This window comes from Priestia sp. D3YE.R1, from assembly GCF_049199565.1.
Lineage (GTDB): Bacteria > Bacillota > Bacilli > Bacillales > Bacillaceae_H > Priestia > Priestia aryabhattai.
Window position 1 is genome coordinate 188,176 of record NZ_JBLTHW010000001.1, and the last position, 26,025, is coordinate 214,200.

Genomic DNA, 26,025 nt, shown 5'->3' on the forward strand with positions numbered 1-26,025 from the left:
AGCTTTTGTGTTTTTAGATGAACGAGCTTTTGATTTAAAAATTCAAGGAGGAGGAACTGCTGTGAGTGTTGTCATTCAATCTGTTAACCGCTCATTTCAAAAAGGAGAACAAGTAACTCAAGCATTGCGAAATGTAAATCTTACGATTAATAAAGGTGAATTTATCACCGTTATTGGTCCGAGCGGGTGCGGAAAAAGTACACTGCTTAAAATGATTGCAGGACTTGATATGGATTATGAAGGGCGTATTGAAATCAACGGGAAGTACATAGCCGGACCTAGCATTAAACAAGGAATGATCTTTCAAGAACACCGCTTGTTCCCTTGGCTTAATGTGGAGCAAAATATAGCGGCTGACTTATCGCTAAAAGATTCGAACGTTCGGCGCCGCGTAGATGAGTTAATTGATATTGTCAGGCTGAAAGGATTTGAAAAAGCCTATCCTCGAGAACTATCTGGGGGGATGTCTCAACGAGTTGCTATTGCGCGTGCTCTTCTAAGAAATCCAGAGGTGTTATTGTTAGATGAACCGTTTGGTGCGTTAGATGCTTTTACGCGCACTCATTTGCAAGATGTACTGCTAGACATATGGAAAAAAGAAAAAACAACCATGATTTTTGTTACCCATGATTTAGATGAATCCATTTACTTGGGGACTAAAATTGTGATTATGAGTGCCAGACCAGGAGAAATTAGCCGGGTCGTTCCAGTAGAAATTAGTCATCCGCGAAAAAAGACAGAGTTACCGTTTCAGCAGCTAAGGCAGCAAGTACTGAAAGAATTTGAAGAAGCAGGAGAACATTAAAGATTCAATAAGACAGAGAAGGGGACAGAACAGATGAAAAAGCTACTTTTAACTGCAGCTATTGTACTTGTTCTCGCATTGGCTGGGTGCGGGATGAAAGAAAAAGCGAGCGGAGAAGATTCAAAAAACGTTACGATTAATATTGGTATCCAACAAAGCTTAGGTCCTTTAATGCTGGCACAAAACCAAAAATGGTTTGAAAAAGAATTTAAAAAAATAGGTGTAAATATTAAATGGACAGAGTTTCAAAGCGGACCTCCGCAATTTGAAGGTTTAGCATCTGGACATTTGGATTTCGGCCAAGTTGGAAATTCACCGGTTATTTCTGGTCAAGGCGCAGACATTCCGTTTTTAGAAATTGCTAATTCCAGCGACGGGTTGAAAGGAAATGCCATTTTAGTAGGGAAAAACAGCAAGATTAAAAGCGTAAAAGATTTAAAAGGTAAAAAGATCGCGGTTGCGAAAGGAAGCAGCGGTTTTAATTTATTGTACAGAGCTCTTGACCAAAATGGGTTGAAGCCAAGTGATGTAAAGATTATTCAGCTTCAGCCAGACGAAGCTCAGCCAGCATTTGAAAATGGATCAGTGGATGCATGGTCAATCTGGGAACCGTTTATCTCACTGCAAAACTTAAAAAATGAAGCTCGTATTTTAGCAGACGGCGATTCATTAAAGGTTGCTTCACCAGGTTTTACTATTGTAAGAGAAGGCTTTGCAAAAGATCATCCAGAGTTAGTCGTTAAGTTTTTACAAGTTTATCAAAAAGCGCTTGAATGGCAAAACGAACATTTTGAAGAATCTGTGGATATTTTAGCAAAACAAAAAAATCTAGATAAAGACGTAGTAAGACAAGTGTTAAAAAATAATCCTGCCTATAATCGCCCAACCTCTAAAGAAATTATTGCAGAACAACAGCGGACAGCTGATTTTCAACAATCTTTAGGCGTTATTAAAAAGAAAATTGATACTGGAGATGTCGTTGATAATTCATTTATTGAAAAAGCATTAAAAGAAAAATGAGGTGATGAAAATGAGTAAAACATCTGTGGTTTCAGGACATGTCCAGTCTTCAGCAGCTCACTTGCAAAAAGTGAAAAAAAGAAAGGAAGAAGCGAAAAATAAGCAGGGAATTTTTCTTCGTTCTCTTGTCGTGCCACTTCTGCTTATTGTCGTGTGGCAAATCATTGGTTCTGCGGGCTATGTATCCAAAACTGTTCTTCCTACACCTGTTGATATCATACTTTCTTTCAAACAGCTCACCGTATCTGGAGAACTCGGAGCTAACCTTCAAATCAGTATTTTGCGTGCTGCCATAGGTTTTGCCGTTGGAGCTGGACTAGGGTTACTATTTGGTGTAATTGTCGGTTTCTCAAAAAAAACGGAGCACTATATGGATCCATCTATTCAAATGCTTAGAACTGTTCCTCACCTTGCATTGGCGCCTTTATTTATCTTATGGTTTGGCTTTGGTGAAATTTCAAAGATATTGCTAATTGCAAACGGTGCATTTTTCCCAATCTATGTTAATACGTATTTAGGCATTCGCGGCGTTGATTCGAAATTATTTGATGTTGCTCGTGTTCTTCAATTTAGTAAATGGAAACAAATCACAAAACTTATTTTACCAGCTGCTCTTCCTAATATTTTACTTGGTGTCCGATTGTCTTTAGGTATTGCATGGCTCGGACTGGTAGTTGCTGAATTAATGGGAGCAAGTGAAGGTGTAGGATACATGATTATGGATGCTAGACAGTTTTCTCAAACGGACGTAGTTTTTGTCGGAATTATCATTTTTGCTGTTGTAGGCAAATTAACCGATTCATTTGTCCGAGTATTAGAAAAGCGTCTTCTTAAATGGAGAGACAGCTACGCAGGTGAAAAATAAAAGAAGGATTTATATACGTATTAATCCTTGTAAATCTATCAGTTTTATAAGTTAAAAGGAGAGATGATAATGAGCCAGGTTACAATTATTACAGGAAGTCCTTCAAAGCAATCAAGGTCAGCTGCTTTAAGCGAGTATATTGCAGCACATCTACAAGATAAAAAATATGAAGTGAAAACCGTGCATGTTCGTGACTTGCCCGCTGAAGACTTAGTATATGCTAACTTTTCTAGCCCTGCGATTCAAGAAGCTCAAAAGAAATTGGCAGATGCTGATGCCGTTATTATTGTCAGCCCAATCTATAAAGCTAGCTACACAGGAATTTTAAAAACATTTTTAGATTTAATACCTGAAAAAGGTTTGCACAATAAAACCGTGCTGCCGATAGCTACAGGGGGAACCATTGCTCATCTACTGGCTCTTGATTATGTATTTAAGCCGACTTTATCCATTTTAGGAGCTACTGCTCTTATTCATGGAGTTTATATTGTTGATTCTGAGGTGGCCTATACGAAAGAAAATGAAATTGAGTTTATTGCGGAAGAAGCAGAAGCTAGAATTAAACGTTCATTAAAAGAGCTGGAATATCATCTAGAACAAACGAAAAGGAGTGTTGAATCATGAAAATGTTATGGTTTATTCCTTCCCATGGAGATGGAAGATATTTAGGGACAAATCGAGGAGGTCGTTCAGCAGACTATTCATATTTTCGTCAAGTTGCTCAAGCAGCTGACCGGTTAGGATTTGAAGGAGTTCTGATTCCAACAGGGAAATCATGCGAAGACCCGTGGCTATTGGCTGCTTCACTTATACCTGAAACAGAGCGTTTGAAATTTTTAGTAGCTGTACGTCCCGGCATTATGGCTCCTTCTGTGGCAGCACGCATGACGTCAACTCTTGATCGAATTTCAAACGGTCGTTTATTAGTCAACGTAGTAGCGGGAGGAGATCCAGCTGAATTAGCCGGAGACGGCCTTTTCTTATCACATGATGAACGTTATGAAGCTGCGGATGAATTTTTAGATGTGTGGAAAGGGTTATTGGCTGGAGATACGGTTAATTATGAAGGAAAACATATTCATGTAGAGAACAGTGAGCTGTTATATCCACCTGTTCAAAAACCTTCTCCACCTATTTATTTTGGCGGATCTTCACCCGCAGGACAAAAAGTGGCAGCAAAACATTCTGACGTGTATTTAACATGGGGGGAGCCTCCTGAACAAGTAAGAGAAAAAATAACGGCTGTGAGAAAGCAAGCAGAAGCAGAAGGCAGAACCGTTAAGTTTGGGATTCGTTTGCATATTATTGTACGGGAAACCGAAGAAGAAGCTTGGGAAGCAGCCGATCGATTAATTCAGCATTTGGACGACGACACGATTCAAGCTGCACAGCGTACTTTTGCAAGGTACGACTCAGTTGGGCAGCAGCGAATGGCGAGCCTTCATAGAGGAACCCGAGAGGAACTTACGATTAGCCCTAACTTATGGGCAGGTGTAGGGCTCGTCCGGGGAGGTGCAGGAACTGCACTAGTAGGCAGTGCTGAAAATATAGCGAAACGAATAAAAGAATATGAAGCTTTAGGAATTGAATCTGTTATTTTATCAGGCTATCCGCATTTAGAAGAAGCTTATCACGTAGGGGAGTTATTGTTCCCGCTTTTAAATATTGATGAGGGTGAAGGAAAGAGTCAAAGCATCGGAGAGATTATTGCAAATGATAGGTTTCCAAAAGCTTCAACCTCGTAAAAGAAGAACCGGTGAATTTTTCACCGGTTCTTCTTTTACATTCATCTCAGCCGAGAGACGAGTCTGTTAAATTGTTGGTTTTGGTTTTTCAGGTGCAGCTTGTTTATCTTTTCGACTTTCTTGAATATATACTTTAAAGAGAAAAATATTTAAACAGCCCAGTGTGAGGAATAACGGTGCAAAATAATATTCTTGAGACATAAGTAGGACGAAAACGCTTCCAAAACAGAACAGAGAACTAAACATAAAGTAAAACTGTAAGAATCTTCTCATTTTAGTCGCCTCCTATTCTTTTTCTTCTTACAATTATTATATCAAATACTTTCCAAAAAAGACACAAAATATTCACAAAATGTTCAATTTTTTTCTTATTTACCTATTGATTTTTTTGTCGATATGTAAATTTAGTGGGTTGTAATACCAATTAATTCTTGTATATAACTTTCTGATGGAAAGTTTATGTAAAATTTTATATGATAGGAATGGTATTGAAAAAAGGGGGAAAATCATCATGAGACGAATTGGGTGGCTATTTTTTACTATGGCAATTCTCTTACTAATAACTGCCGGTTGCTCAAATGATCAACAGAAAGTACAGGATCGATTTGATAAATATGTAGCCATGTGGAATAAAGAAGATTTTGAAGGCATGTATGGATACTTGTCTAAGGATGCTAAAAAGACGATTTCAGAAAAAGACTTTGTAAATCGATATAAAAATATCTATGATGCAATTGAAGCGGACAAGCTGAAAGTGAAGGCAAGTGAAATAGAAGACTTAGAAATAAAAGACCATAAAGCTGTTTTACCTTTTGAAGTAAACATGAACTCTGTAGCCGGTGAAATCTCATTTAAAGAAAATGCTGCTGTGGTTCAAGAAAAACAAGGGGATACAGAGAATTGGTATATTAATTGGAAGCCTAATATGATTTTTAAAGGACTTAAGCAAGGAGAGCAAGTAAGAGTAGCTACTCAGTCAGCTGTACGTGGAGAAATTATGGATCGTTCAGGGAAATATTTAGCTCAAAACGGAGAAGCGGTTCAAGTTGGAGTTGTTCCCCAGCAGTTTTCTAAAGGCGGCCAGCAAGCGATACAACAATTAAGCAAGACTCTTGCTCTTTCAGAAAAAAGTATTAATCAAGCACTGAGCGCCTCTTGGGTGAAAGAGAATCAATTTGTTCCTATTAAAACAGTTAGTCAAAAAGATGCCTCTAATTTAGAGAATTCTTTGAAAAAAGTAGAAGGCATTCAACAAAAAAAGGTAAATGCGCGCGTATATCCTTGTGAAGAAGCGTGTGCTCATTTAGTTGGATACGTTGCGCCTGTCACAGCGGAATATCTAAAAGAGCATAAAGATGAAGGCTATAATGCTCAGTCTAAAGCTGGAATGATCGGCTTAGAGTCTTTATATGAAGATAAGCTTCGTGCTCGAGACGGCGTCACGATTTATACTGTGGATAAAGACGGTAATAAAAAGAATGAAATTGCAAAAGTGAATCCAAAGGACGGAGAAAGCATTCAAGTTACGGTAGACACGAATGTTCAAAAATCCCTTTATGAACAGTTAAAAGATGAAAAAGGAGTAGCTACTGCTCTTCAACCTAAAACGGGAGAAATATTAGGTCTTGTAAGCACGCCAGCTTTTGATCCGAATTCTTTTTCTTTTGGAATCGATGCTAATACGTATCAATCCCTTTCAACGAATCCGAATAAGCCGTTAATGAATCGCTTTACCAAAACGTATTCTCCGGGATCTACATTTAAGTTAGTCACGGGAGCTTTAGCAGTTGATGAAGGTGTAGTAAATCCAAACGAAAGTATATCAATCAGCGGGAAGAAATGGCAGAAAGATAAAAGCTGGGGAAATTTCTACGTAACACGAGTGGGCAGCAAACCGAATGTTAATTTACGTGATGCTTATGTTACATCTGATAATATTTATTTTGCGCAGACTGCTTTGAAGCTAGGTTTAGACAAATTTAACAGTGGTTTAAAACAGTTTGGGTTCAATCAAAAAATGCCTGTTAATTATCCTTTTGAAACGTCTAAAATTGCAGGTGATCAAGATATTAAAGATGAGGGAGTATTAGCAAACTCTGGCTATGGCCAGGGGAAACTGCAAGTGAATCCTCTCCACTTGGCATTGATGTATACATCGATTGTAAACGATGGAAACATAGTAAAGCCTATCCTTATGAACGGTGACGAGAGTGAAATATGGAAAAAACAAGTAATATCTAAAGAAACGGCGCAATTAATTCAAAATGATTTAGTTGATGTCATTGAAGATAAAAACGGTACGGGGCATGCTGCGAAGATAGATGGGTTAACCCTGGCTGGAAAAACTGGAACGGCAGAGCTAAAGAAAACTCAAGGTGAAAAAGGGCAGGAAAACGGATGGTTTGTAGCTGTGGATACAAAACAGAAAAACTTACTCGTTTCAATGATGGTTGAAGGGGTAGAAGATAAAGGCGGAAGTCATTACGTCGTGCCGAAAGTAAAAAATGTATTTCAGCAATATAATAAGTAAATAATAAAAGCCAGTTCTAAAAGAGCTGGCTTTTATTATTTACACAAGGGCACTAATGTTAAGTTTTTGTAAATCCCAGTTTTATACAAGCTCTGAAAACCCTTATTTTAAAAGGAATCAACGTATTATTGTTAATGTATTGTAAAGAAGCCTAAAAAAATGTGTTTGAAAAGTTATTGACAATTAACAATAATAGGAGTAATTTTTGACTTGGCGTAAAAAAATGAATCGCATAACCTATAGGTGAAAGAACCATCTTTTGGGACTTTTGCTCTGGTAAACGTTTGTTTTTTTAGAATTTTTTGATACACAAGAGAGGTGGTTTCTCTCGTTATAGTAATGAACAGCTAAGTTTTATCCATTACTCTAAATGAAAAAAGAAACTAGAACACATATAAAAAGATAGAGAGAAAAAACGAGTGGTAAAGTTTCGATAAATTGGATGGAGGATTGCAACGTGATCAAAAGAAAAAAAGACAAGTTTTCTGAAATGTTAATGGACATTGCCCAAAATATTAAGGACTCAGCGGAGTTTTTAGGCAGCTTTGAACTTCAAAATGTATCTGACCTAAAGGAATTTGCCAACGTTTTAAAAGCGTATGAATCAAAAGGTGATAAATACGTGCATACAGTGATTACTGAGTTGAACAAAGCATTTATTACTCCAATTGAGCGTGAAGATATTTTACAGCTAGCGATGAGCATGGATGATGTACTTGATGGCATCGACAGCTTTGCTGCTTTAATGGAAATTCATTCAATTACGACATTTGATGAATATGTAGCTGAATTTGTTAAAAATATTCAAGGCTGTGCTGAAGAAATTTTAATTACGATTAATTTGTTGTCTGAGAAAAAGCTTCTTCAAATTAGTGAGCATGCAATTAAAATTAAAGAGTATGAGTCACATTGTGACACATTATATCGTCGTGCACTAAAACAATTATTTGCAACATGTAAAGATCCAATTAAAGTTATTCAATATAAAGAAATTTATGAAACGCTAGAAGAAATCGCGGATTATTGTCAAACGGTTGCGAACAACTTAGAATCAGTTATTATGAAGAATGCGTAACGGGGCTATATTATAATGGATTCGATGCTAATATTAACCATTCTAATTGTAGTTGGTGCACTTGGTTTTGACTTTATCAACGGATTTCACGATACAGCTAATGCCATTGCGACTTCTGTTTCAACCAAAGCTTTAAAACCGCGACATGCAATTCTTTTAGCTGCAACCATGAACTTTGTCGGTGCTATGACGTTCACGGGCGTAGCCAAAACAATTACAAAGGATATCGTTGATCCTTATACGCTTCAAAATGGTTCTGTCGTTATTTTAGCAGCATTAATTTCTGCTATCGCGTGGAATCTAATTACATGGTATTTCGGTATCCCGAGTAGTTCTTCTCATGCAATTATTGGATCGATTGCAGGAGCAGCTATTGCAGCTGCTGGATTTGGTGCTTTAAATTACAAAGGTTTCATCAAAATCATTGAAGCCCTTCTAATTTCACCAGTTCTAGCCTTTGTAGTAGGTTATATTGTCTATACGATTATCAAACTAACGTTTAAAAACCATAACTTGACGAAAACGAATAAGCGTTTTCGCCGCGTTCAAATCCTGACTGCAGCCCTACAATCTTACACACACGGTACGAATGATGCGCAAAAAGCAATGGGTATCATTACGCTGGCGCTTATTGCTAACAATATGCAAAGCGGTACTGATATTCAGTGGTGGGTACAGCTGGCTTGTGCGGTCGCAATGGGGCTTGGAACGTCAATTGGTGGATGGAAAATCATTAAAACCGTCGGCGGTAAAATTATGAAAATTCGTCCTGTGAATGGGGTAGCTGCAGACTTAACAGGTGCTGCCATTATCTTTGGAGCAACGTTTATTCATCTACCTGTCAGTACTACTCATGTTATTTCATCTTCTATCTTAGGTGTAGGTTCTGCTCACCGAGTGAAAGGTGTAAAATGGGGAACTGCACAGCGCATGGTGATTACATGGGTTATCACGTTGCCAATTTCAGCTTCATTAGCTGCACTTATCTATATGATTTTAAATTTGTTCTTTTAATAAATGTGGAGCTTCTTTTAAAGAAGCTCCTTTTTTTATTTACATCCCCTCATTTGCACAGTACACTTAAAGCATGAAAATAACACAATCGTTTTTAAAAGGGAGATGGGGAAATGTTTGGAAAAGTAGCTGCTGATGTATTGGGGCTAAGTGATATTGGTTCTGTTATTAAGCCAGTTGATTATGACAAGGTAGATGCAGACGATTACGTTATGCATGAAGAACAAGAAAAAATTTATTTTCTAATTAAATCAAAGTCAGATGAATATTGCTTTACCAATAAAGCGCTCATTCACCTTGATGGAACAAGTGCTACAAGTAAAAAGCGAATGCTTCGCCGCTATAACTACAGCACAAATCACATTTCAAACGTGATGCTAGAAACGGCTGGAACTGTCGATTTAGATGTGGAAATTAAATTTAAAATTGGCTCGGAGACTTTTTCTATCGATGTACACAAAAAGCATATAGAAGAGGTAAAAGATTTATATAAAGCGCTGTTTAAAATGTCTGAAATAACGCGTGAAAATGAAATTGCGCTCGATTTTGCTAAACAAAGCATTCAGCTAGCTTCTTCTACGCTAAGCAGTACAAGAAACACAAGTGGAAGTGTTGCCAGTGAATTTAAAGAAATTAACGAAGCTGCGTTTTCTTGGTTATTAGATAAAAAAACAGCCTACACAACAAAAGATTTCAGCTCAGTTTTCGAGCTGTATATCAATAATTAATAGAAACAGCTGCTCCTTTTATGGAGCAGCTGTTTTTTGATGCTGAATGAGAGTATGTAGACTTATGATGAACGTTGTACAATCCTCATGTTAACCTTGAAAAATCACCGAAAAAAGAGCACAATATAAAATAGAAAAGAGAAACAATAGAGACGGGTTTAACTGAAAGAAATAATAGAAAATAAGACTTATAGGTGGAAAGGATTACGGTATGACAGCGAAAAATAATGAGGATACAGTGGCAGAATTAGAAAAGTCACTTCGACATATTGCAGCGATTGTGAAGCAAAAAGGAAGAGAAATTTTAGAAGACTATACGATTACGCCACCTCAGTTTATTGCTTTGCAGTGGCTGTTTGAACGTGGAGATATGACGATTGGCGATTTATCAAATCGTATTTTTCTCGCTTGTAGTACAACGACAGATTTAGTAGATCGTATGGAAAAAAATAAGTTGGTGGTTCGGGTAAAAGATCCAAAAGACCGCCGCGTAGTGCGTATTCATTTGCTTCCTGAAGGAGCACGTGTTATCGAAGAAGTAATTGAAAAGCGACAAACGTATTTAAATGGCGTACTGGCAAACTTCTCTCCTAGTGAAACAGAAGTTTTACGAGTAACGTTACGAAAATTGCATGATGAAATGAAAGAAAAATGAGGCGATTGTTTTGAGTAGACCAATTGGTGTTATAGATTCAGGTGTGGGCGGATTAACGGTAGCAAAGGAAATTATGAGACAGCTTCCGAAAGAACAAATTATGTACATTGGAGATACAGCCCGCTGCCCATACGGTCCTCGTCCTAGTGAAGAAGTACGAGCTTTCACATGGGAGATGACTAATTATTTACTAGCTAAAGATATTAAAATGCTTGTTATTGCGTGCAATACGGCTACGGCAGTTGTACTCGATGAAATTCAAGAACAGCTCAACATTCCGGTTATAGGCGTCATTGAACCAGGATCACGCGCTGCGCTTAAAGTAACTAAAAATCATAAAATAGGCGTAATTGGCACAAACGGAACCGTGAAAAGTCAAGCCTATACACATGCACTCCGCGCTCTTCATACGAGAGTGGAAGTGGAAAATTTAGCCTGCCCTTTGTTTGTACCTCTTGTAGAGAGCGGTAATTATGAGGGACCGGAAGCGCAGCGAATTGTAAAAGAAACATTAAAACCTTTTTATCATACAGATATGGATACCCTTATTTTAGGATGTACGCATTATCCGTTATTAAAGTCAGTTATTCAAGAAGCAATTGGGCCGCGGGTGCAGTTAATCAGTTCTGGTGAAGAAACGGCAATAGAGGTAAGTGCCATTCTTTCTTATAGCAATTTACTAGCTCCTAGAAACATGGAGCCCGAACATTACTTCTACACAACAGGATCAACAGAGCTGTTTCAATCCATTGCATCTAAATGGTTTGAGCACCCTGTATATAATGTTGAACATATCAAGCTTTAAAAACCGAGCATATCATGCTCGGTTTTTTTGTGGTCAAAAACTTGTTTGAGCTGGTCTAAAATGCAAATAAGCTCGTATACATAGTAGTACAAACAGTCTGAGGAGGGAAAGGAATGTCCAAAAAGACCAAATTTGTTCTCATATCCGCCGTGGTGACCACATCTGTGTTGTTATCCGGCTGTGGACTTTTCGGAGGGGATAACGCAGCAAAGGAAATTGATCCGCCCAAGGATGTCACCTATGTGAAAGATGAAAAATCATTAGCGACTGAAGCGAAAGTAACGGAAGCTAATAAAAAGCAAAGTAAAGCGGCAGAAACATCTGCGCCTACCAAAAGAGAACTCTACTTAATTGATAAAAACGGGTACGTTGTTCCCCAGACGCTTGAAATTCCTAAATCAAAAGGTGTCGCTAAACAGTCTCTTGAATATTTAGTAGAAGGTGGACCCGTCACAAATTTATTGCCAAATAATTTCCGAGCGGTTCTTCCTGCTGATACAAGAGTTTTAGGGACAAAGCTGGAAAGTGACGGCACGATGGTAGCAGATTTTTCACCTGAATTTGCTGAGTATAAAAAAGAAGATGAACTCCGTATCCTGCAGGCCGTCACTTGGACGCTGACGCAGTTTGAAGGCGTAAATAAAGTTAAAATTCGCATTAACGGCTATGATAAAGATGAAATGCCTGTAAATCATACGCCAATCAGTAAAGGGTTAAGCAGAGCAGACGGTATTAACTTTGATAATACTGGAGTAGTTGACGTAACCCAAACGAAACCAGTTACGATTTATTACTTAGCTCAAGAGGGGAAACAAACTTACTATGTTCCTGTCACAAAACGAATTGCTTCTGATGACAAAGATATGTACACGGCAATTGTGAACGAACTTGTAGAAGGACCTGCGCCTGCATCAGGTTTAGTGACAGATTTTAATCCTGATGCAAAGCTCGTAGCAGCTCCAAAGTATGCGGACGGTGAGTTAACGCTGAATTTTAATAAAAACATCTTTGGGAATTTAAAAGGAACGGAAATTTCTCAGCATGTTCTCGACTCCTTGGTGTTATCCCTGACGGAACAAAAAGCCGTAGACAGCGTTGCCATTAAGGTGAATGGCAAAAAAATGCTAAAAGATGAAAAAGGGAAAAAGTTAACGGAGCCCGTTTCAAGACCTAAAAATGTGAACACAGGTAGTTTTTAAAAACAAATTTTTGTTATACTAGTAAAGGACTAAGTAGAAAGAGGTCTGCTGAAATAGCGACCTCTTTCCGCTGTTTTATAGTTAAAATGGAAGAAGCTATTACATATAAATGAATTAATAGGAGGACATGCTTAATGCGTTTGGACGGTAGGGAATTTAATGAATTGAGACCTGTATCTCTTCATACTTCATACTTAAAGCACCCAGAAGGATCTGTATTAATCTCGGTGGGAGACACAAAGGTTATTTGTACAGCAAGCATAGATGACAGAGTGCCTCCTTTTATGCGTGGACAAGGAAAAGGATGGATTACAGCTGAGTATTCTATGCTGCCTCGAGCTACGGCACAAAGAAATATACGTGAATCATCAAAAGGTAAAGTCACAGGACGAACAATGGAAATTCAGCGTCTAATCGGACGAGCTCTGCGTTCTGTAGTCGACCTGGAAAAGGTCGGAGAAAAGACAATTTGGATTGATTGTGATGTTATTCAAGCAGATGGCGGAACAAGAACAGCATCGATTACAGGTGCTTTTGTGGCTATGGTTTTAGCGTTTGGAAAGCTGGTTGAAGAGAACAAGCTAACAGAAATTCCTATTCGTGACTACTTAGCTGCGACTTCAGTAGGTATTCATGGAGAAAATTCGATTTTAGATTTAAATTATGAAGAAGATTCGACAGCGGAAGTTGACATGAATATTGTGATGACAGGAAGCGGACAGTTTGTAGAATTACAGGGAACGGGAGAGGAATCGACGTTTTCGAGAGAACAGTTAAACCATCTTCTGGATTTAGGGGAAAAGGGTGTTTATCAATTGATTGAACAGCAAAAGGAAGTTCTTGATCACCTGACTGCTTACATTCCGGTTAAAGAAAGGTAAGGGATTAACGTGCGTGAAATCATTATTGCAACTAAAAATGCAGGCAAAGTAAAAGATTTTGAAACACTTTTCTCACCAAAGGGATTTCAAGTGAAATCGCTTCTTGATTTTCCTGAGATGGAAGACGTGGAAGAAACGGGCGTTACATTTGCAGAGAATGCGACGCTAAAAGCAGAGGCCATTTCATTCGCATTAAATAAGCCTGTCATTGCCGATGACTCGGGGCTTGCTATTGATGCCTTGAACGGGGAGCCAGGCGTTTATTCCGCGCGTTATGCTGGTGAAAATAAAGATGATAATGCTAATATAGAGAAGGTACTTCAAAAATTAAATGACGTGCCGTTTGAAAAGCGCACGGCACGCTTTCATTGTGCTCTTGCTATTGCAGTGCCCGGAAAAAGAACAGAAATTGTAGAAGGCACGTGTGAAGGGCACATCTTGGAGGAAAAAAGAGGGGAAAACGGTTTTGGGTACGATCCTATTTTCTTTGTAGAAAAATGGAGATGCTCCATGGCAGAATTGTCTAAAGAACAAAAAAATCAGATTAGTCACCGAGCAAATGCGTTAAAAAAACTAGCACCGCTAATTGATGCGCAATTTTAGAAGGAGTGATGACGTGTGAAACTATTAATTGTAAGCGATAGCCACGGGTTACAAGAAGAACTGCTCACTATCAGAGAGAGACATGCTGATGTAGATAAGATGATCCATTGTGGGGACTCTGAGTTGCCGCAAGACAGCAAAGAAATGTCTGCGTTTTTAGGCGTTCGAGGAAATTGTGACTACGATGCATCTTACGTTAATGATCGAGTAGAGTCGCTTGGAGAAGCTACGTGTCTGGTTACACACGGTCACTTATATAATGTTAAAATGTCTATGATGAATCTGCATTACAAAGCGAGAGAAGTCGGGGCAAACGTTGTTTGTTTTGGGCATTCTCACATAGCGGGAGCTGAGCTCATGGACGGAGTTTTATTTATCAATCCAGGAAGTATGTTACTTCCTCGTATGAGAAAAGAACGTACGTATGCTATACTAGTAATGGATGGTACAGAAGCTACCGTGCAGTTTTACGATATAAGCGGTAAACATATTCCTAGCATGCAGTTAACCTGTACACTTTCAGCATAATATAGCCAAATATAGGGAGAAGAGAAGGCTTTTTACCTCTCTTCTCATAAAATTTCAAAAAAACGTTGACTTTTAAATTATATTTGAATATAATAAGTATTGTCTTTGATACAGTTTAACATTATGTCCCAGTAGCTCAGCAGGATAGAGCAACGGCCTTCTAAGCCGTCGGTCGGGAGTTCGAATCTCTCCTGGGACGTCGAGAAAAAAATCTCGGCTTTTACTTTTTAGTAAAAGCCGGGATTTTTTTATTTATTTTAAAAGTGAATGTTTGTTCATTCAGTGTGCACACATGAACGTTTCAGAAAAACTTTTTGAACTGCTATAAACCCTCATTACATCAATAATGAAAACGCATTCAAATATTCTGTTTAGTCTAAATTGTCTAAAAAAATCTCGAAAAGTGGTTGACTATGCATAGAAATGGGCGTAAGATAGTCCTCAAATATAAGTTTTCTAAAAATTTTAATTAATTTAAAATATGATGTGTAAAGCATTGTTCAAAAAGCATATAGCGTTTTAAAACGTTGAAGAGGATAAGTAGTTTTGATGTTTAGGTATCAACAGAGAGTCGGGTTGCTGGAAGCCGGCGTTACCAACTCAAAATGAACTCACCTCAGAGTGTCACCCTGAAATTCAGTAAGGGCGACCGAGTGTACTTCCAAAGCACTCGTTATCAAAAAGAATGTACAGTATACATTCATAAGGTAATCATTACGATTACAAACGAGGGTGGTACCGCGTAAAGTACAAAAGACTTTTCGCCCCTTGACCTATATCATTTGATAGGGTCTATTTAGGGGTGAGAAGTCTTTTTTCTTTTATCTAGAAAACGAAAGGATGAGAAAAGTGGGAGCCAATATGCAAACGAAAGAACCTGTAAGCACTGGGGCACAAATGAATGGAGCTGACATGTTGATTGAATCTCTAAGAAGAGAAAACGTTGACGTCATCTTCGGTTACCCAGGGGGAGCCGTTTTACCGATTTACGATAAGCTATACGGTTCAGGAATGTTCCACGTACTTGCTCGTCACGAACAAGGTGGAATTCACGCAGCAGAAGGGTACGCAAGAATTTCAGGTAAACCCGGTGTAGTTATCGCAACAAGTGGTCCTGGTGCAACAAATATCGTAACAGGTTTGGCAGATGCGATGATTGACTCACTTCCTTTAGTTGTTTTTACTGGTCAAGTAGCTTCAAGTGTAATTGGTTCTGACGCGTTCCAAGAAGCAGATGTATTAGGAATCACAATGCCAATTACAAAACATAGCTATCAAGTACGCAATATCAGCGACATGCCGAGAATCATCAAAGAGGCATTTCATATTGCGACAACAGGAAGACCTGGTCCAGTCTTAATCGACATTCCAAAGGATATGGCACAGGGTGATGGAACATTTAATTACGAAGGAGAAATTGATTTACCTGGCTATCAGCCAACTTATTTTCCAAATCAGCTGCAGGTTAAAAAGTTGACAGACGCAGTAGCAGCTGCAAAGAAACCTGTTATCCTAGCAGGTGCGGGAGTGTTATTGAGTAAAGGTTCAGAAGAATTAAAAAATTATGCTGAGCGTCAAAATATTCCGGTTATTAATACGCTTTTAGGGTTAGGCTGTTTTCCTGCAGACCATCCGCTTCATTTAGGAATGGCTGGCATGCACGGAACGTACACAGCAAACATGGCAATTTATGAGAGTGATCTTCTCATTAGTATTGGTGCACGCTTTGATGACCGAGTAACAGGTAACTTAAAGCATTTTGCACCAAAAGCAAAAATTGCTCACATTGACATCGACCCGGCAGAAATTGGAAAGAATGTTCCGACCAAGATTCCAATTGTTGGAGATGCAAAAGAAGTATTAAAGCAATTGCTTCTGCAAGAAGGAGAAGTTGGAGATTATACGAAATGGCATGAGAAATTAGCGGCATGGAAACAAGAATATCCATTATGGTATCAGAACTCAGCGGACGTGTTAAAACCACAAAAAGTAGTTGAGTTGCTTCACAAGTATACAAATGGAGATGCCGTTGTTACAACGGACGTTGGGCAACATCAAATGTGGGTAGCTCAATACTACACATTTAATAATCCTGATCGATGGGTAACTTCAGGTGGTCTTGGCACCATGGGCTTTGGATTACCTTCTGCAATCGGCGCTCAGCTGGCAAATAAAGATAAAACAGTTGTAGCCGTCGTTGGTGACGGTGGATTTCAAATGACGCTTCAAGAATTAGGGGTTATTAGAGAATTAAATTTACCTGTAAAAGTGGTTGTGCTCAACAATCAATCGCTTGGTATGGTTCGTCAGTGGCAGGAAATCTTCTATGAAGAACGCTACTCGCACTCTTTAATTCCGAATCAGCCTAATTTGATGAAGCTTGCGGAAGCCTATGATATCAAAGGTTTACAAGCTTCTACTGAAGAAGAAGCGCATGCGGCTCTGAAAGAAGCAATGGAAACAGATGGACCTGTTTTACTAAACTTCTTTGTCGCACCTAAAGAAAACGTATATCCAATGGTTGCACCTGGAAAAGGATTACATGAAATGGTAGGGGTGAAACCATGAAGCGAATTATTACAGCAACTGTATTAAACCGTGCGGGCGTTTTAAATCGCGTAACGGGGTTATTTACAAAAAGAAATTTCAATATTGAGAGTATTTCGGTAGGGCACACTGAATCTGAGGATGTATCACGCATGACGTTTGTTGTGAACGTAGAGCATGATAACGCTGCTGAACAAGTAATTAAGCAGTTAAATAAGCAGATTGACGTGTTGAAAGTTCAAGATATTACGGATCAAGCGGTGGTGTCAAGAGAGCTTGCTTTAATGAAAGTAGCATCTACACCAGCGAGCCGTAACGAACTTTATGCAGTAATTGAGCCTTTCCGTGCAACCATCATTGATGTAAGCCGCGATAGCTTAATTATTCAAGTAACAGGTGAATCCAGCAAGATTGAAGCGATGATTGATTTACTTCAGCCTTATGGATTAAAAGAAGTAACGCGCACGGGAACAGTAGCTGTTCCGCGCGGTACGCAAAAAGCAGCAGCCAAACTTTCATCAATCATTTAATTCTAGCTAGTTACTAAAAAAGTAAACTATATAAAACTATATAAACTAAGAGGAGAGATTTATTATGACAAAGGTATATTACAACGGAGATGCAAAGGATCAATTATTACAAGGTAAAACAGTAGCAATCGTAGGTTATGGTTCACAAGGTCACGCTCACGCACAAAACTTACGCGACAGCGGAGTAAACGTGGTAGTAGGATTACGTAAAGGTAAATCATGGGATCAAGCAGAACAAGACGGCTTCACTGTATTATCTGTAAAAGAAGCAGTTCAACAAGCAGAAGTAGTAATGGTATTACTTCCGGATGAGCATCAGCCAAAAGTTTATAACGAAGAAATTCTTCCGGGATTAAAACCAGGAAAATCTTTAGTATTTGCTCACGGTTTCAACATCCACTTTAATCAAATCGTAGCACCTGAATTCGTTGACGTATTCCTAGTAGCTCCAAAAGGTCCTGGTCACCTTGTAAGAAGAACATATGAAGAAGGAGCTGGCGTACCGGCGTTATTCGCGGTATTCCAAGATGTAACTGGAGAAGCAAAAGACGTAGCGTTAGCTTATGCTAAAGCAATCGGTTCAGCTCGTGCGGGTGTATTAGAAACAACATTTAAAGAAGAAACAGAAACAGATCTTTTCGGTGAGCAAGCAGTACTTTGCGGTGGTTTAACTTCATTAGTTAAAGCTGGTTTTGAAACGCTTGTAGAAGCTGGCTACCAACCGGAAGTTGCATATTTTGAGTGTTTACACGAATTAAAATTAATTGTTGACCTTATGTATGAAGGCGGAATGGAAGGTATGCGTTATTCAATCTCTGATACAGCTCAATGGGGTGACTTCGTTTCAGGACCACGCGTTGTAGATGAGCGTTCAAAAGAACAAATGAAAAAAGTGCTTGAAGACATCCAAACAGGTAAATTTGCAAAAGGCTGGATCCTAGAAAACCAAGCAAATCGTCCAGAATTTACAGCTATCAATAACCGTGAAAACGAACATTTAATTGAAAAAGTTGGCGCTCAATTACGTGAAATGATGCCATTTGTTAAAAAACAAAAGAAAGAAGCGGTGATCGCTAGTGCAAAAAATTAAACTATTTGACACGACGCTACGCGATGGTGAACAGTCACCTGGAGTCAATTTGAACCTACAAGAAAAGCTTGAAATTGCTAAGCAGTTAGAGCGATTAGGTATCGACATCATTGAAGCTGGATTTCCCGCTTCTTCAAAAGGTGATTTTCAATCCGTAAAAGAAATTGCGTCTATTGTCAAAAACTCTTCTGTAACAGGCCTTGCAAGGTCTGTTACAAAAGATATTGACATTGCATGGGAGGCGTTAAAAGAAAGTGCAGAACCAAGACTGCATGTCTTTATCGCTACTTCCGAAATTCATATGCAGCATAAATTGAAAAAAACACCTGATGAAGTACTTGAAACAGCAGTGGAAATGGTGAAGTACGCAAGCAAAAAATTCCCGGTTGTTCAATGGTCTGCTGAAGATGCATGTCGAACAGATTTACCGTTTTTAGCTAGAATTGTAGAAGCAGTTATTGATGCTGGTGCAAAAGTCGTTAATATTCCAGATACAGTAGGATTTATCACTCCTGGTGACTATCAATCAGTATTTAATTACTTAAAAGAACATGTGTCAAATATTCATAAAGTTGATTTGTCAGCTCACTGCCACGATGACTTAGGGCTAGCTGTGGCCAATTCAATGGCTGCTATTGAAGCAGGAGCTACTCAAATTGAAGGAACGATTAACGGAATCGGAGAACGTGCGGGTAACGCAGCTCTTGAAGAAGTAGCACTTGCGCTTCATGTCCGTCAAGATTTCTATCAAGCGAGCACAGGTCTTATCTTACCTGAAATCAAGCGTACGAGTGACATTATCAGTAAGCTTACAGGGATGAATATTGCACCAAATAAAGCAATTGTCGGAAAAAATGCTTTTGCTCATGAATCAGGTATTCACCAAGATGGTGTCTTAAAAAATCCGTTAACATATGAGATTATTTCCCCAGAACTTGTGGGTGTTAAACAAAATCCAATTGTGCTTGGTAAACATTCAGGCCGTCACGCGTTCCGTACACGCTTAGTAGAGCTTGGATTCACATTGGAAGATACAGAAGCAAACGTGCTTTTTGAGAAGTTTAAAGACTTAGCAGATAAGAAAAAAGACATTACCGACGATGATTTATTGGCATTAGTCATTCAAAAGCAAGTTAGCAAAGACAGTGAATATAAGCTTGAAAGTCTGCAAGTTCAGTATGGTACGAACAATATTCCTACGGCTACGATTACGCTTCGCAAAGAAAACGGCGAAGAGATTCAAGAAGCAGCTACGGGATCTGGAAGCGTGGAAGCTATCTATAATACGCTGCAGCGCTGTGTTGAACAAGATGTAAACCTATTAGACTATCGTATTCAATCTATTAACGGTGGACCGGATGCACTGGCTGAAGTATTTGTGAAGGTTGAAAGCGAAGGAACTGAAGCAAGCGGACGCGGAGTAGCATTTGACGTATTAGAATCGTCAGCGAAAGCATATCTGAACGCCATTAATCGTTTAATCGCTATTCAGCAGCATCGTACAAAGCAAGAAGTAATGTGAACTGAAGGGAGAGACCACCATGACAAAAAAAGTCGCTGTATTACCGGGTGACGGCGTAGGAACAGAAGTAACCAAAGGCGCTGTTGCCGTTTTAAAAGCAATTGGAGAGCGCTTTGATCATCAATTTGAGTTTACGTATGGACTAATTGGCGGAGCTGCAATTGATGAGGCGGGCACACCTCTTCCAGAAAGTACAATTGAGACTTGTAAGCAGGCGGATGCCGTATTACTTGGATCAGTTGGAGGGCCAAAATGGGATCGTAACCCTTCACATTTACGACCGGAAAAAGGTTTGCTAGCTATTCGAAAAGAACTGGATTTATATGCTAATCTTCGTCCGGTGACGTTTTATGATAGCTTAGCGGATGCCTCTCCTCTGAAAAAAGAATACATTGAAGGTGTTGACTTCATTATCGTCCGTGAGCTAACAGGAGGCTTATATTTTGGTAAGCCTAGCGAGCGCCGAACAGAAGGAAATGAAGAAACAGTTGTCGACACATTATTTTATAAGCGTACAGAAATAGAAAGAATTATTCGCCAAGCATTTGACACGGCTGTAAATCGACGTAAAAAAGTAACGTCTGTTGATAAAGCAAATGTGCTTGAGTCTAGTCGAGTGTGGCGTGAAGTAGCTGAAGAAGTAGCAAAAGACTACCCGGATGTAGAGCTTGAGCATATGCTTGTAGATTCAGCTGCTATGCAGTTAATTCGTAATCCTAAGTATTTTGATGTAGTGGTAACTGAAAATATGTTTGGTGATATTTTGAGTGATGAGGCTTCTATGCTGACAGGATCGTTAGGAATGTTGCCATCTGCGAGCTTAACGGCTGATGGTCCATCTTTATACGAACCCGTTCACGGTTCTGCACCAGATATTGCTGGTCAAAACAAAGCTAATCCGATTGCTGCCATTTTATCTGCAGCAATGTTGCTTAGACATTCATTTGGGTTAGAAAAAGAAGCAGCAGTGATTGAACAAGCGGTTGAAAGTGTATTACATGCAGGTCATCGAACAGCTGACTTAGCAGACGGTAATCATTATTTAGGTACCGATAAAATGGTGGAGGCAATAACTGCGGTAATTGCCAATGATTCTGCCATTTCAAGCATTATGACAGCTTACAGTTAATCATGCGTTTCTCACGTTTTGTGAGAAACGTTTTTCATAATCAGAAAGGAGGAGCAGTATGAAACCAAAAACAATTATTGATAAGCTTTGGGAACAACATGTTGTACGTCGAGAAGAGGGGAAGCCGGACTTATTATATATCGATCTTCATCTTATTCATGAAGTAACGTCTCCTCAAGCATTTGAAGGTCTTCGCGTAGCAAATCGCCAAGTAAAGCGTCCAGACTTAACGTTTGCTACAATGGATCACAACATTCCAACGGTTGACCGTTTTAATATTAAAGATCCGATTGCAAAGAAACAAGTAGACAAACTATCCGAAAACTGTCATGAGTTTGGTGTGAAGCTTTTAGATTTAACAAGTGAAGAGCAAGGAATTGTGCATATCATTGGGCCGGAATTGGGATTAACTCAGCCTGGAAAAACCATTGTATGCGGAGATAGCCATACATCTACTCACGGTGCATTTGGAGCGCTTGCTTTTGGTATAGGAACTAGTGAGGTAGAGCATGTTTTAGCAACACAAACGCTATGGCAAGCGAAACCAAAAACGCTACAAGTGAAAGTGAATGGCAAAAAGCAGCCTGGCGTTTATGCTAAGGACATTGTGTTAGCAATTATTCAAAAATTCGGCGTGAATTTTGGAACGGGTTCAATCGTGGAATTTACGGGCGAATGTATTCGCGATCTTTCAATGGAAGAGCGCATGACTATTTGTAATATGTCTATTGAAGCCGGTGCAAAAGCTGGTTTAATCAGTCCAGATGATGTCACTTTCTCTTATATTAAAGGGCGTCAGTATGCTCCTAAAGGAGAACAGTTTGAAAAAGCAGTGGAAGCTTGGGCAGCTTTAGCAACAGATGAAGGTGCAACATACGATGAAACGCTGGAAATTGATGCAGATACAATTGAACCTGTCGTAACATGGGGAACAAACCCGGCGATGAGTTCTTATGTTAGCAAGCAAGTTCCTACATTAGAAGAGTGTAAAACAGAAGCTGAGAAAAAGTCTTTGTTACGAGCACTCGAGTATATGGGCTTACAGCCCGGCATGGGCATAGAAGAGATCCCAGTTCAGCATGTATTTATCGGTTCATGTACAAATGCTCGTTTGTCTGACCTTCGTGACGTAGCAGCCTTTATTAAAGGAAAGAAAGTGTCACCAGATGTGCGAGCGATGATTGTACCAGGTTCTCAAAAAGTAAAGCGAGTGGCTGAAGAAGAAGGATTATCTGCTATTTTTATTGAAGCAGGCTTTGAATGGAGAGACTCAGGCTGCAGCATGTGTTTAGGTATGAACTCTGACTTAGTTCCACAAGGCGAACACTGTGCGTCCACTTCTAACCGAAACTTTGAAGGACGTCAAGGAAAAGGTGCCAGAACGCATTTAGTAAGCCCGGTAATGGCAGCAGCGGCAGCGGTATATGGACATTTTGTTGATGTGCGCAAACTACAAGAACAAGCGGTGCGATAAGGAGGAGAACACAGATGAATGCTTTTACAATCCATACAGGGAAAGTAGCAGGTCTCGACCGAGCAAACGTAGATACTGATCAAATTATCCCAAAGCAATTTTTGAAAAGAATTGAGCGTACTGGCTTTGGCCAATTTCTATTTTTTGATTGGCGATACAATGAAGATGAAACGTTAAATGAAACATTTGAATTAAATCAGCCTCAAAATCAAGGAGCAACAATTCTTGTAGCTGACGAGAACTTCGGATGTGGTTCGTCACGTGAACACGCTCCGTGGGCCCTTTTAGACTACGGGTTTCGTGCCATTATCGCACCTTCATTTGCAGATATTTTTAAACAAAACTGTTTAAAAAACGGTATTTTACCTATTGTTTTACCAAAAGAAGATGTTTCCTATTTAATGAAAGAGTCTCAAAGTGCTTCTTACGCCTGTACAATCGATCTTCATCAGCAAAAAATTACCGATGAAGCAGGTTTTGAACGTACGTTTGATATCAATGGCCATTGGAAATATATGCTTGTTAACGGATATGATGAAATTGGCTATACGCTTTCTTTTGAAGACGATATTTCTGCTTATGAAGCAAAAACGGTAAGATATTAACCAAAAATCGAGCAAAATTATAATTTTGCTCGATTTTTTTGCGTTCCGTTAATTCAATTGCTAAACTGTAAAGCAAATGGACCGCGAAGTGGGGAGAAAACATGTCGAATGAACAACAAAACAAAATTGTAGCTTTTCCTCTATTAAAAGAACGGTTGGTTGAAAAAGCTACAGATCATATGCAGCACAAGCAATTTCAAGAAGCACTTCCTTTATTTGAGCAGGCCTACGAACTTGACAATAAGCATCATGAAATTTTGCTTGGCCTTGTTATTTGTCATGTGGAGCTCGGTGATGCAGGCATAGCTAAGGAATTATGTGAGCAAATGCTGAAAGAAGATATTGGCGATTATTATCATAATTTGCAAATGTACCTCATGGTGTTAATTCAGCTTGGTCACTATCATGAAGGATATGTCACTCTACAAGCAGTTATTCAAGAACACAAACTCCCTTCTGAACATGCTGAACAGCTTTATCAGCTATTGGAGTTCTGCAAGAATAGAATGAATCAAGAACAAGTCATAGAAGAACAAACAGAAGAAGAACAGCTGGAGCAATTTAAATCATTCACAGCTCTAGACAATATTCAAGATCAGCTTGAATGGGTTCATTCATTAAAAACGAAGAGAATTGAAAAGCAGCGCTTCTTTCTGGAACAGCTATTTTCATCTGAAGCTGTTCACCCTATCGTAAAAACAGTCGCTTTAAAAACAGTCATGGAAGAAGAAGTAGACATTGATTTTATGATTACTAAGTTTGGAGAGACGAAAAAAGTAAATGCGCTTCAGCTTCAACGAACAACACCGTATTTGTTTGCCGAGCAAGTAGAAGCGCAGCTGACGGAAAAGCTGGAGCATGAAAATCCTACATTGCTGCAGGTTGCCGTTGAGATATGGCAGCGTCATTTATTTATAACATTTCCGTTTTTACCGGGTGATAATGTAAAACTTTGGACAGAAGCGGTGTATGCTGTTAGTCTGATGATGCAAGGAGAAGAGTCAGATGCAGCTGTAGCAGAGGAAGACGGAAGTTTCTCCGCAGCTGAATTAAGAAAGGCAATTAAAGAGCTAAAAGAAATTGAAGAAATTTCTTTTATATAAAATGTGGTGTTTAGTTGAAACGTCATTGTTGTATGTTATAATATAATGGTTGTAAAATGCACTTAAATACGTATAGTAGAATTTCATCTTTACATTACATTCCTACTTACTTTAAAGTAGTAGGGAGTTAAATAGATAATGATTGAGGTTTGAACTGATAGGCTATCTGCATTATCTAATTTAGAAATCACTACTTAAAATGATTTTGGAGGGAAACATTCATGTCTGCAAAATGGGAAAAACAAGAAGGAAATCAAGGCGTTTTAACAGTAGAAGTTGAAGCTGCTGAGTTTGATAAAGCCTTAGATAAAGCATTCACAAAAGTTGTAAAACAAGTAAACGTACCAGGGTTCCGTAAAGGTAAAATGCCTCGTCCACTTTTCGAAAAACGTTTTGGCGTAGAATCTTTATACCAAGATGCACTAGACATCTTATTACCTGAAGCTTACAGCAATGCAATTGTTGAAGCTGGTATCGAGCCGGTTGATCGTCCAGAAATCGATGTTGAAACAATCGAAAAAGGACAACCTTTAGTTTTCACTGCTAAAGTAACTGTTAAGCCTGAAGTTAAATTAGGCGAATACAAAAACTTAGAAGTAGAAAAAGTTGATACAACTGTAACAGACGAAGACGTTGAAGCTGAATTAAAAACACTTCAAGAGCGTCACGCTGAACTAGTTGTTAAAGAAGAAGGAACAGTAGCTGAAGGCGATACAGCTGTAATCGACTTTGAAGGTTTCGTTGATGGCGAAGCATTTGAAGGCGGAAAAGGCGAAAACTATTCTTTAGAAATCGGTTCTAACACATTCATCCCTGGCTTTGAAGAGCAACTAGTTGGTCTTGAAGTAGGCGCTGAAAAAGAAGTGGAAGTAACATTCCCTGAAGAGTATCACGCTGAAGAGCTAGCTGGTAAAGCTGCTAAATTCAAAGTGAAATTACACGAAATCAAATCTAAAGAGCTTCCAGCTTTAGACGATGAGTTTGCAAAAGACGTAGATGAAGAAGTAGAAACTTTAGAAGCGTTAAAAGCAAAAACAAAAGAAAAATTACAAAGCGATAAAGAGAATCAAGCGGAATCAGCTCTTCGCGACACTTTAGTAGAAAAAGCTGCTGAAAATGCTGAAGTAGAAATTCCAGAAGCAATGTTCAACACTGAAATGGATCGTATGATGCAAGAGTTTGAACAACGTTTACAAATGCAAGGTCTTAACCTTGAACTTTACTTCCAATTCTCAGGTCAAGATGAAAAAGCTCTTCGCGACCAAATGCGTCCGGATGCTGAAAAGCGTGTAAAAATCAACTTAACGCTAGAAGCTATTTCAAAAGCTGAAAATCTTGAAGTAAGCGAAGAAGAAGTAGAAAAAGAATTAGAAAACATGGCAGGAATGTACAACATGCCTGTCGAAGAAATTAAGAAAGTGCTTGGCAGTCTTGATAGCATTAAAGAAGACATGAAAGTACGTAAAGCAGTTGAATTTCTTGTAGAAAACAGCAAAGCTGTTGCATAATAGTAAGTAAGAAACAAGGCGCGACTTGATCGTGCCTTGTTTTATAAACTTCAATAGTTTTTTT

25 protein-coding genes, 1 tRNA gene and 1 other annotated feature are annotated in these 26,025 nt (G+C 38.9%); of the genes, 25 read left to right on the plus strand and 1 reads right to left on the minus strand.

From position 1 onward, the window contains the following. Positions 1–61: 61 nt before the first annotated feature. The 5 genes from ACOZIR_RS00960 to ssuD all read left to right on the plus strand — a co-directional run bounded on the left by ACOZIR_RS00960 (position 62) and on the right by ssuD (position 4,435). Positions 62–805, plus strand: a complete 744-nt coding sequence (locus tag ACOZIR_RS00960) for an ABC transporter ATP-binding protein (RefSeq protein WP_026106708.1) — start codon at positions 62–64, stop codon at positions 803–805. A 33-nt stretch (positions 806–838) separates the two neighbouring features. Then, complete coding sequence (locus ACOZIR_RS00965; protein WP_310878318.1) at positions 839–1,825, plus strand: aliphatic sulfonate ABC transporter substrate-binding protein; 987 nt, start codon at positions 839–841, stop codon at positions 1,823–1,825. A 10-nt stretch (positions 1,826–1,835) separates the two neighbouring features. Continuing rightward, entirely contained in the window at positions 1,836–2,690 is an 855-nt protein-coding gene (locus ACOZIR_RS00970) for an ABC transporter permease (protein WP_415381526.1), read from the plus strand. Between the two features lie 69 nt (positions 2,691–2,759). Beyond that, entirely contained in the window at positions 2,760–3,314 is a 555-nt protein-coding gene (gene ssuE / locus ACOZIR_RS00975; protein ID WP_415381528.1) for an NADPH-dependent FMN reductase, read from the plus strand. Further along, the gene (ssuD, locus tag ACOZIR_RS00980; RefSeq protein ID WP_045291119.1) at positions 3,311–4,435 is read left to right on the plus strand and encodes an FMNH2-dependent alkanesulfonate monooxygenase; all 1,125 of its coding nucleotides are present in this window, start codon (positions 3,311–3,313) and stop codon (positions 4,433–4,435) included. The genes ssuE and ssuD overlap by 4 nt, the downstream gene beginning before the upstream one ends. Positions 4,436–4,501: 66 nt before the next feature. On the opposite strand, the gene ACOZIR_RS00985 is transcribed toward ssuD, so the two are convergent. Then, complete coding sequence (locus tag ACOZIR_RS00985; protein ID WP_013059387.1) at positions 4,502–4,708, minus strand: hypothetical protein; 207 nt, start codon at positions 4,706–4,708, stop codon at positions 4,502–4,504. A gap of 238 nt (positions 4,709–4,946) precedes the next feature. On the opposite strand from ACOZIR_RS00985, the gene ACOZIR_RS00990 reads away from it, so the two are divergent. The 20 genes from ACOZIR_RS00990 to tig all read left to right on the plus strand — a co-directional run bounded on the left by ACOZIR_RS00990 (position 4,947) and on the right by tig (position 25,961). After that, positions 4,947–6,965 (plus strand): penicillin-binding transpeptidase domain-containing protein, encoded by a 2,019-nt coding sequence (locus ACOZIR_RS00990; RefSeq protein ID WP_310878314.1) that lies wholly within the window; start codon positions 4,947–4,949, stop codon positions 6,963–6,965. A gap of 442 nt (positions 6,966–7,407) precedes the next feature. After that, the gene (locus ACOZIR_RS00995) at positions 7,408–8,040 is read left to right on the plus strand and encodes a DUF47 domain-containing protein (protein ID WP_029711160.1); all 633 of its coding nucleotides are present in this window, start codon (positions 7,408–7,410) and stop codon (positions 8,038–8,040) included. Positions 8,041–8,055: 15 nt separating this feature from the next. After that, positions 8,056–9,054, plus strand: coding sequence for an inorganic phosphate transporter (locus tag ACOZIR_RS01000; RefSeq protein WP_013085148.1), 999 nt, complete (start codon positions 8,056–8,058; stop codon positions 9,052–9,054). A 113-nt stretch (positions 9,055–9,167) separates the two neighbouring features. Next, positions 9,168–9,782 carry a PH domain-containing protein gene (locus ACOZIR_RS01005; protein ID WP_013085147.1) on the plus strand — a complete coding sequence of 205 codons (615 nt, stop codon included), beginning with the start codon at positions 9,168–9,170 and terminating at the stop codon, positions 9,780–9,782. A gap of 211 nt (positions 9,783–9,993) precedes the next feature. Beyond that, on the plus strand, positions 9,994–10,437 hold the full coding sequence (locus tag ACOZIR_RS01010) for a MarR family winged helix-turn-helix transcriptional regulator (protein WP_013059382.1): 444 nt from the start codon (positions 9,994–9,996) through the stop codon (positions 10,435–10,437). A gap of 10 nt (positions 10,438–10,447) precedes the next feature. Further along, complete coding sequence (gene racE, locus ACOZIR_RS01015; protein ID WP_045291117.1) at positions 10,448–11,242, plus strand: glutamate racemase; 795 nt, start codon at positions 10,448–10,450, stop codon at positions 11,240–11,242. 113 nt (positions 11,243–11,355) lie between these two features. After that, positions 11,356–12,441, plus strand: a complete 1,086-nt coding sequence (locus ACOZIR_RS01020; protein WP_045291116.1) for a GerMN domain-containing protein — start codon at positions 11,356–11,358, stop codon at positions 12,439–12,441. 134 nt (positions 12,442–12,575) lie between these two features. Then, the gene (gene rph, locus ACOZIR_RS01025) at positions 12,576–13,322 is read left to right on the plus strand and encodes a ribonuclease PH (RefSeq protein ID WP_310878313.1); all 747 of its coding nucleotides are present in this window, start codon (positions 12,576–12,578) and stop codon (positions 13,320–13,322) included. A 9-nt stretch (positions 13,323–13,331) separates the two neighbouring features. Beyond that, entirely contained in the window at positions 13,332–13,925 is a 594-nt protein-coding gene (locus tag ACOZIR_RS01030; protein ID WP_045291114.1) for an XTP/dITP diphosphatase, read from the plus strand. Positions 13,926–13,940: 15 nt separating this feature from the next. Next, positions 13,941–14,453 (plus strand): metallophosphoesterase, encoded by a 513-nt coding sequence (locus ACOZIR_RS01035; RefSeq protein WP_013059377.1) that lies wholly within the window; start codon positions 13,941–13,943, stop codon positions 14,451–14,453. A 125-nt stretch (positions 14,454–14,578) separates the two neighbouring features. Further along, positions 14,579–14,652: transfer RNA gene (locus tag ACOZIR_RS01040), tRNA-Arg, on the plus strand. Positions 14,653–14,971: 319 nt separating this feature from the next. Further along, positions 14,972–15,225 (plus strand) — a binding site (T-box leader). 77 nt (positions 15,226–15,302) lie between these two features. Continuing rightward, positions 15,303–17,021: an acetolactate synthase large subunit gene (ilvB, locus tag ACOZIR_RS01045; RefSeq protein WP_375156310.1), complete on the plus strand. Its 1,719-nt coding sequence runs from the start codon at positions 15,303–15,305 to the stop codon at positions 17,019–17,021. Further along, positions 17,018–17,530 (plus strand): acetolactate synthase small subunit, encoded by a 513-nt coding sequence (gene ilvN / locus ACOZIR_RS01050; protein ID WP_013059375.1) that lies wholly within the window; start codon positions 17,018–17,020, stop codon positions 17,528–17,530. The genes ilvB and ilvN overlap by 4 nt, the downstream gene beginning before the upstream one ends. A 64-nt stretch (positions 17,531–17,594) precedes the next feature. After that, complete coding sequence (gene ilvC / locus ACOZIR_RS01055) at positions 17,595–18,620, plus strand: ketol-acid reductoisomerase (RefSeq protein WP_028411737.1); 1,026 nt, start codon at positions 17,595–17,597, stop codon at positions 18,618–18,620. Beyond that, positions 18,607–20,142, plus strand: a complete 1,536-nt coding sequence (locus ACOZIR_RS01060; protein WP_045291110.1) for a 2-isopropylmalate synthase — start codon at positions 18,607–18,609, stop codon at positions 20,140–20,142. Before ilvC ends, ACOZIR_RS01060 begins: the two co-directional genes overlap by 14 nt. Before the next feature lie 19 nt (positions 20,143–20,161). Further along, a complete protein-coding gene (leuB, locus tag ACOZIR_RS01065) occupies positions 20,162–21,271 on the plus strand; it encodes a 3-isopropylmalate dehydrogenase (protein WP_013059372.1) in 1,110 nt (369 codons plus the stop codon). Positions 21,272–21,329: 58 nt separating this feature from the next. Continuing rightward, positions 21,330–22,745 carry a 3-isopropylmalate dehydratase large subunit gene (leuC, locus tag ACOZIR_RS01070; RefSeq protein WP_310878311.1) on the plus strand — a complete coding sequence of 472 codons (1,416 nt, stop codon included), beginning with the start codon at positions 21,330–21,332 and terminating at the stop codon, positions 22,743–22,745. Between the two features lie 14 nt (positions 22,746–22,759). Then, positions 22,760–23,350 (plus strand): 3-isopropylmalate dehydratase small subunit, encoded by a 591-nt coding sequence (gene leuD, locus ACOZIR_RS01075; protein WP_013059370.1) that lies wholly within the window; start codon positions 22,760–22,762, stop codon positions 23,348–23,350. Between the two features lie 101 nt (positions 23,351–23,451). Next, positions 23,452–24,453 (plus strand): tetratricopeptide repeat protein, encoded by a 1,002-nt coding sequence (locus ACOZIR_RS01080; protein ID WP_045291107.1) that lies wholly within the window; start codon positions 23,452–23,454, stop codon positions 24,451–24,453. 221 nt (positions 24,454–24,674) lie between these two features. Further along, positions 24,675–25,961 carry a trigger factor gene (gene tig / locus ACOZIR_RS01085; RefSeq protein WP_016765666.1) on the plus strand — a complete coding sequence of 429 codons (1,287 nt, stop codon included), beginning with the start codon at positions 24,675–24,677 and terminating at the stop codon, positions 25,959–25,961. Positions 25,962–26,025 lie beyond the last annotated feature (64 nt).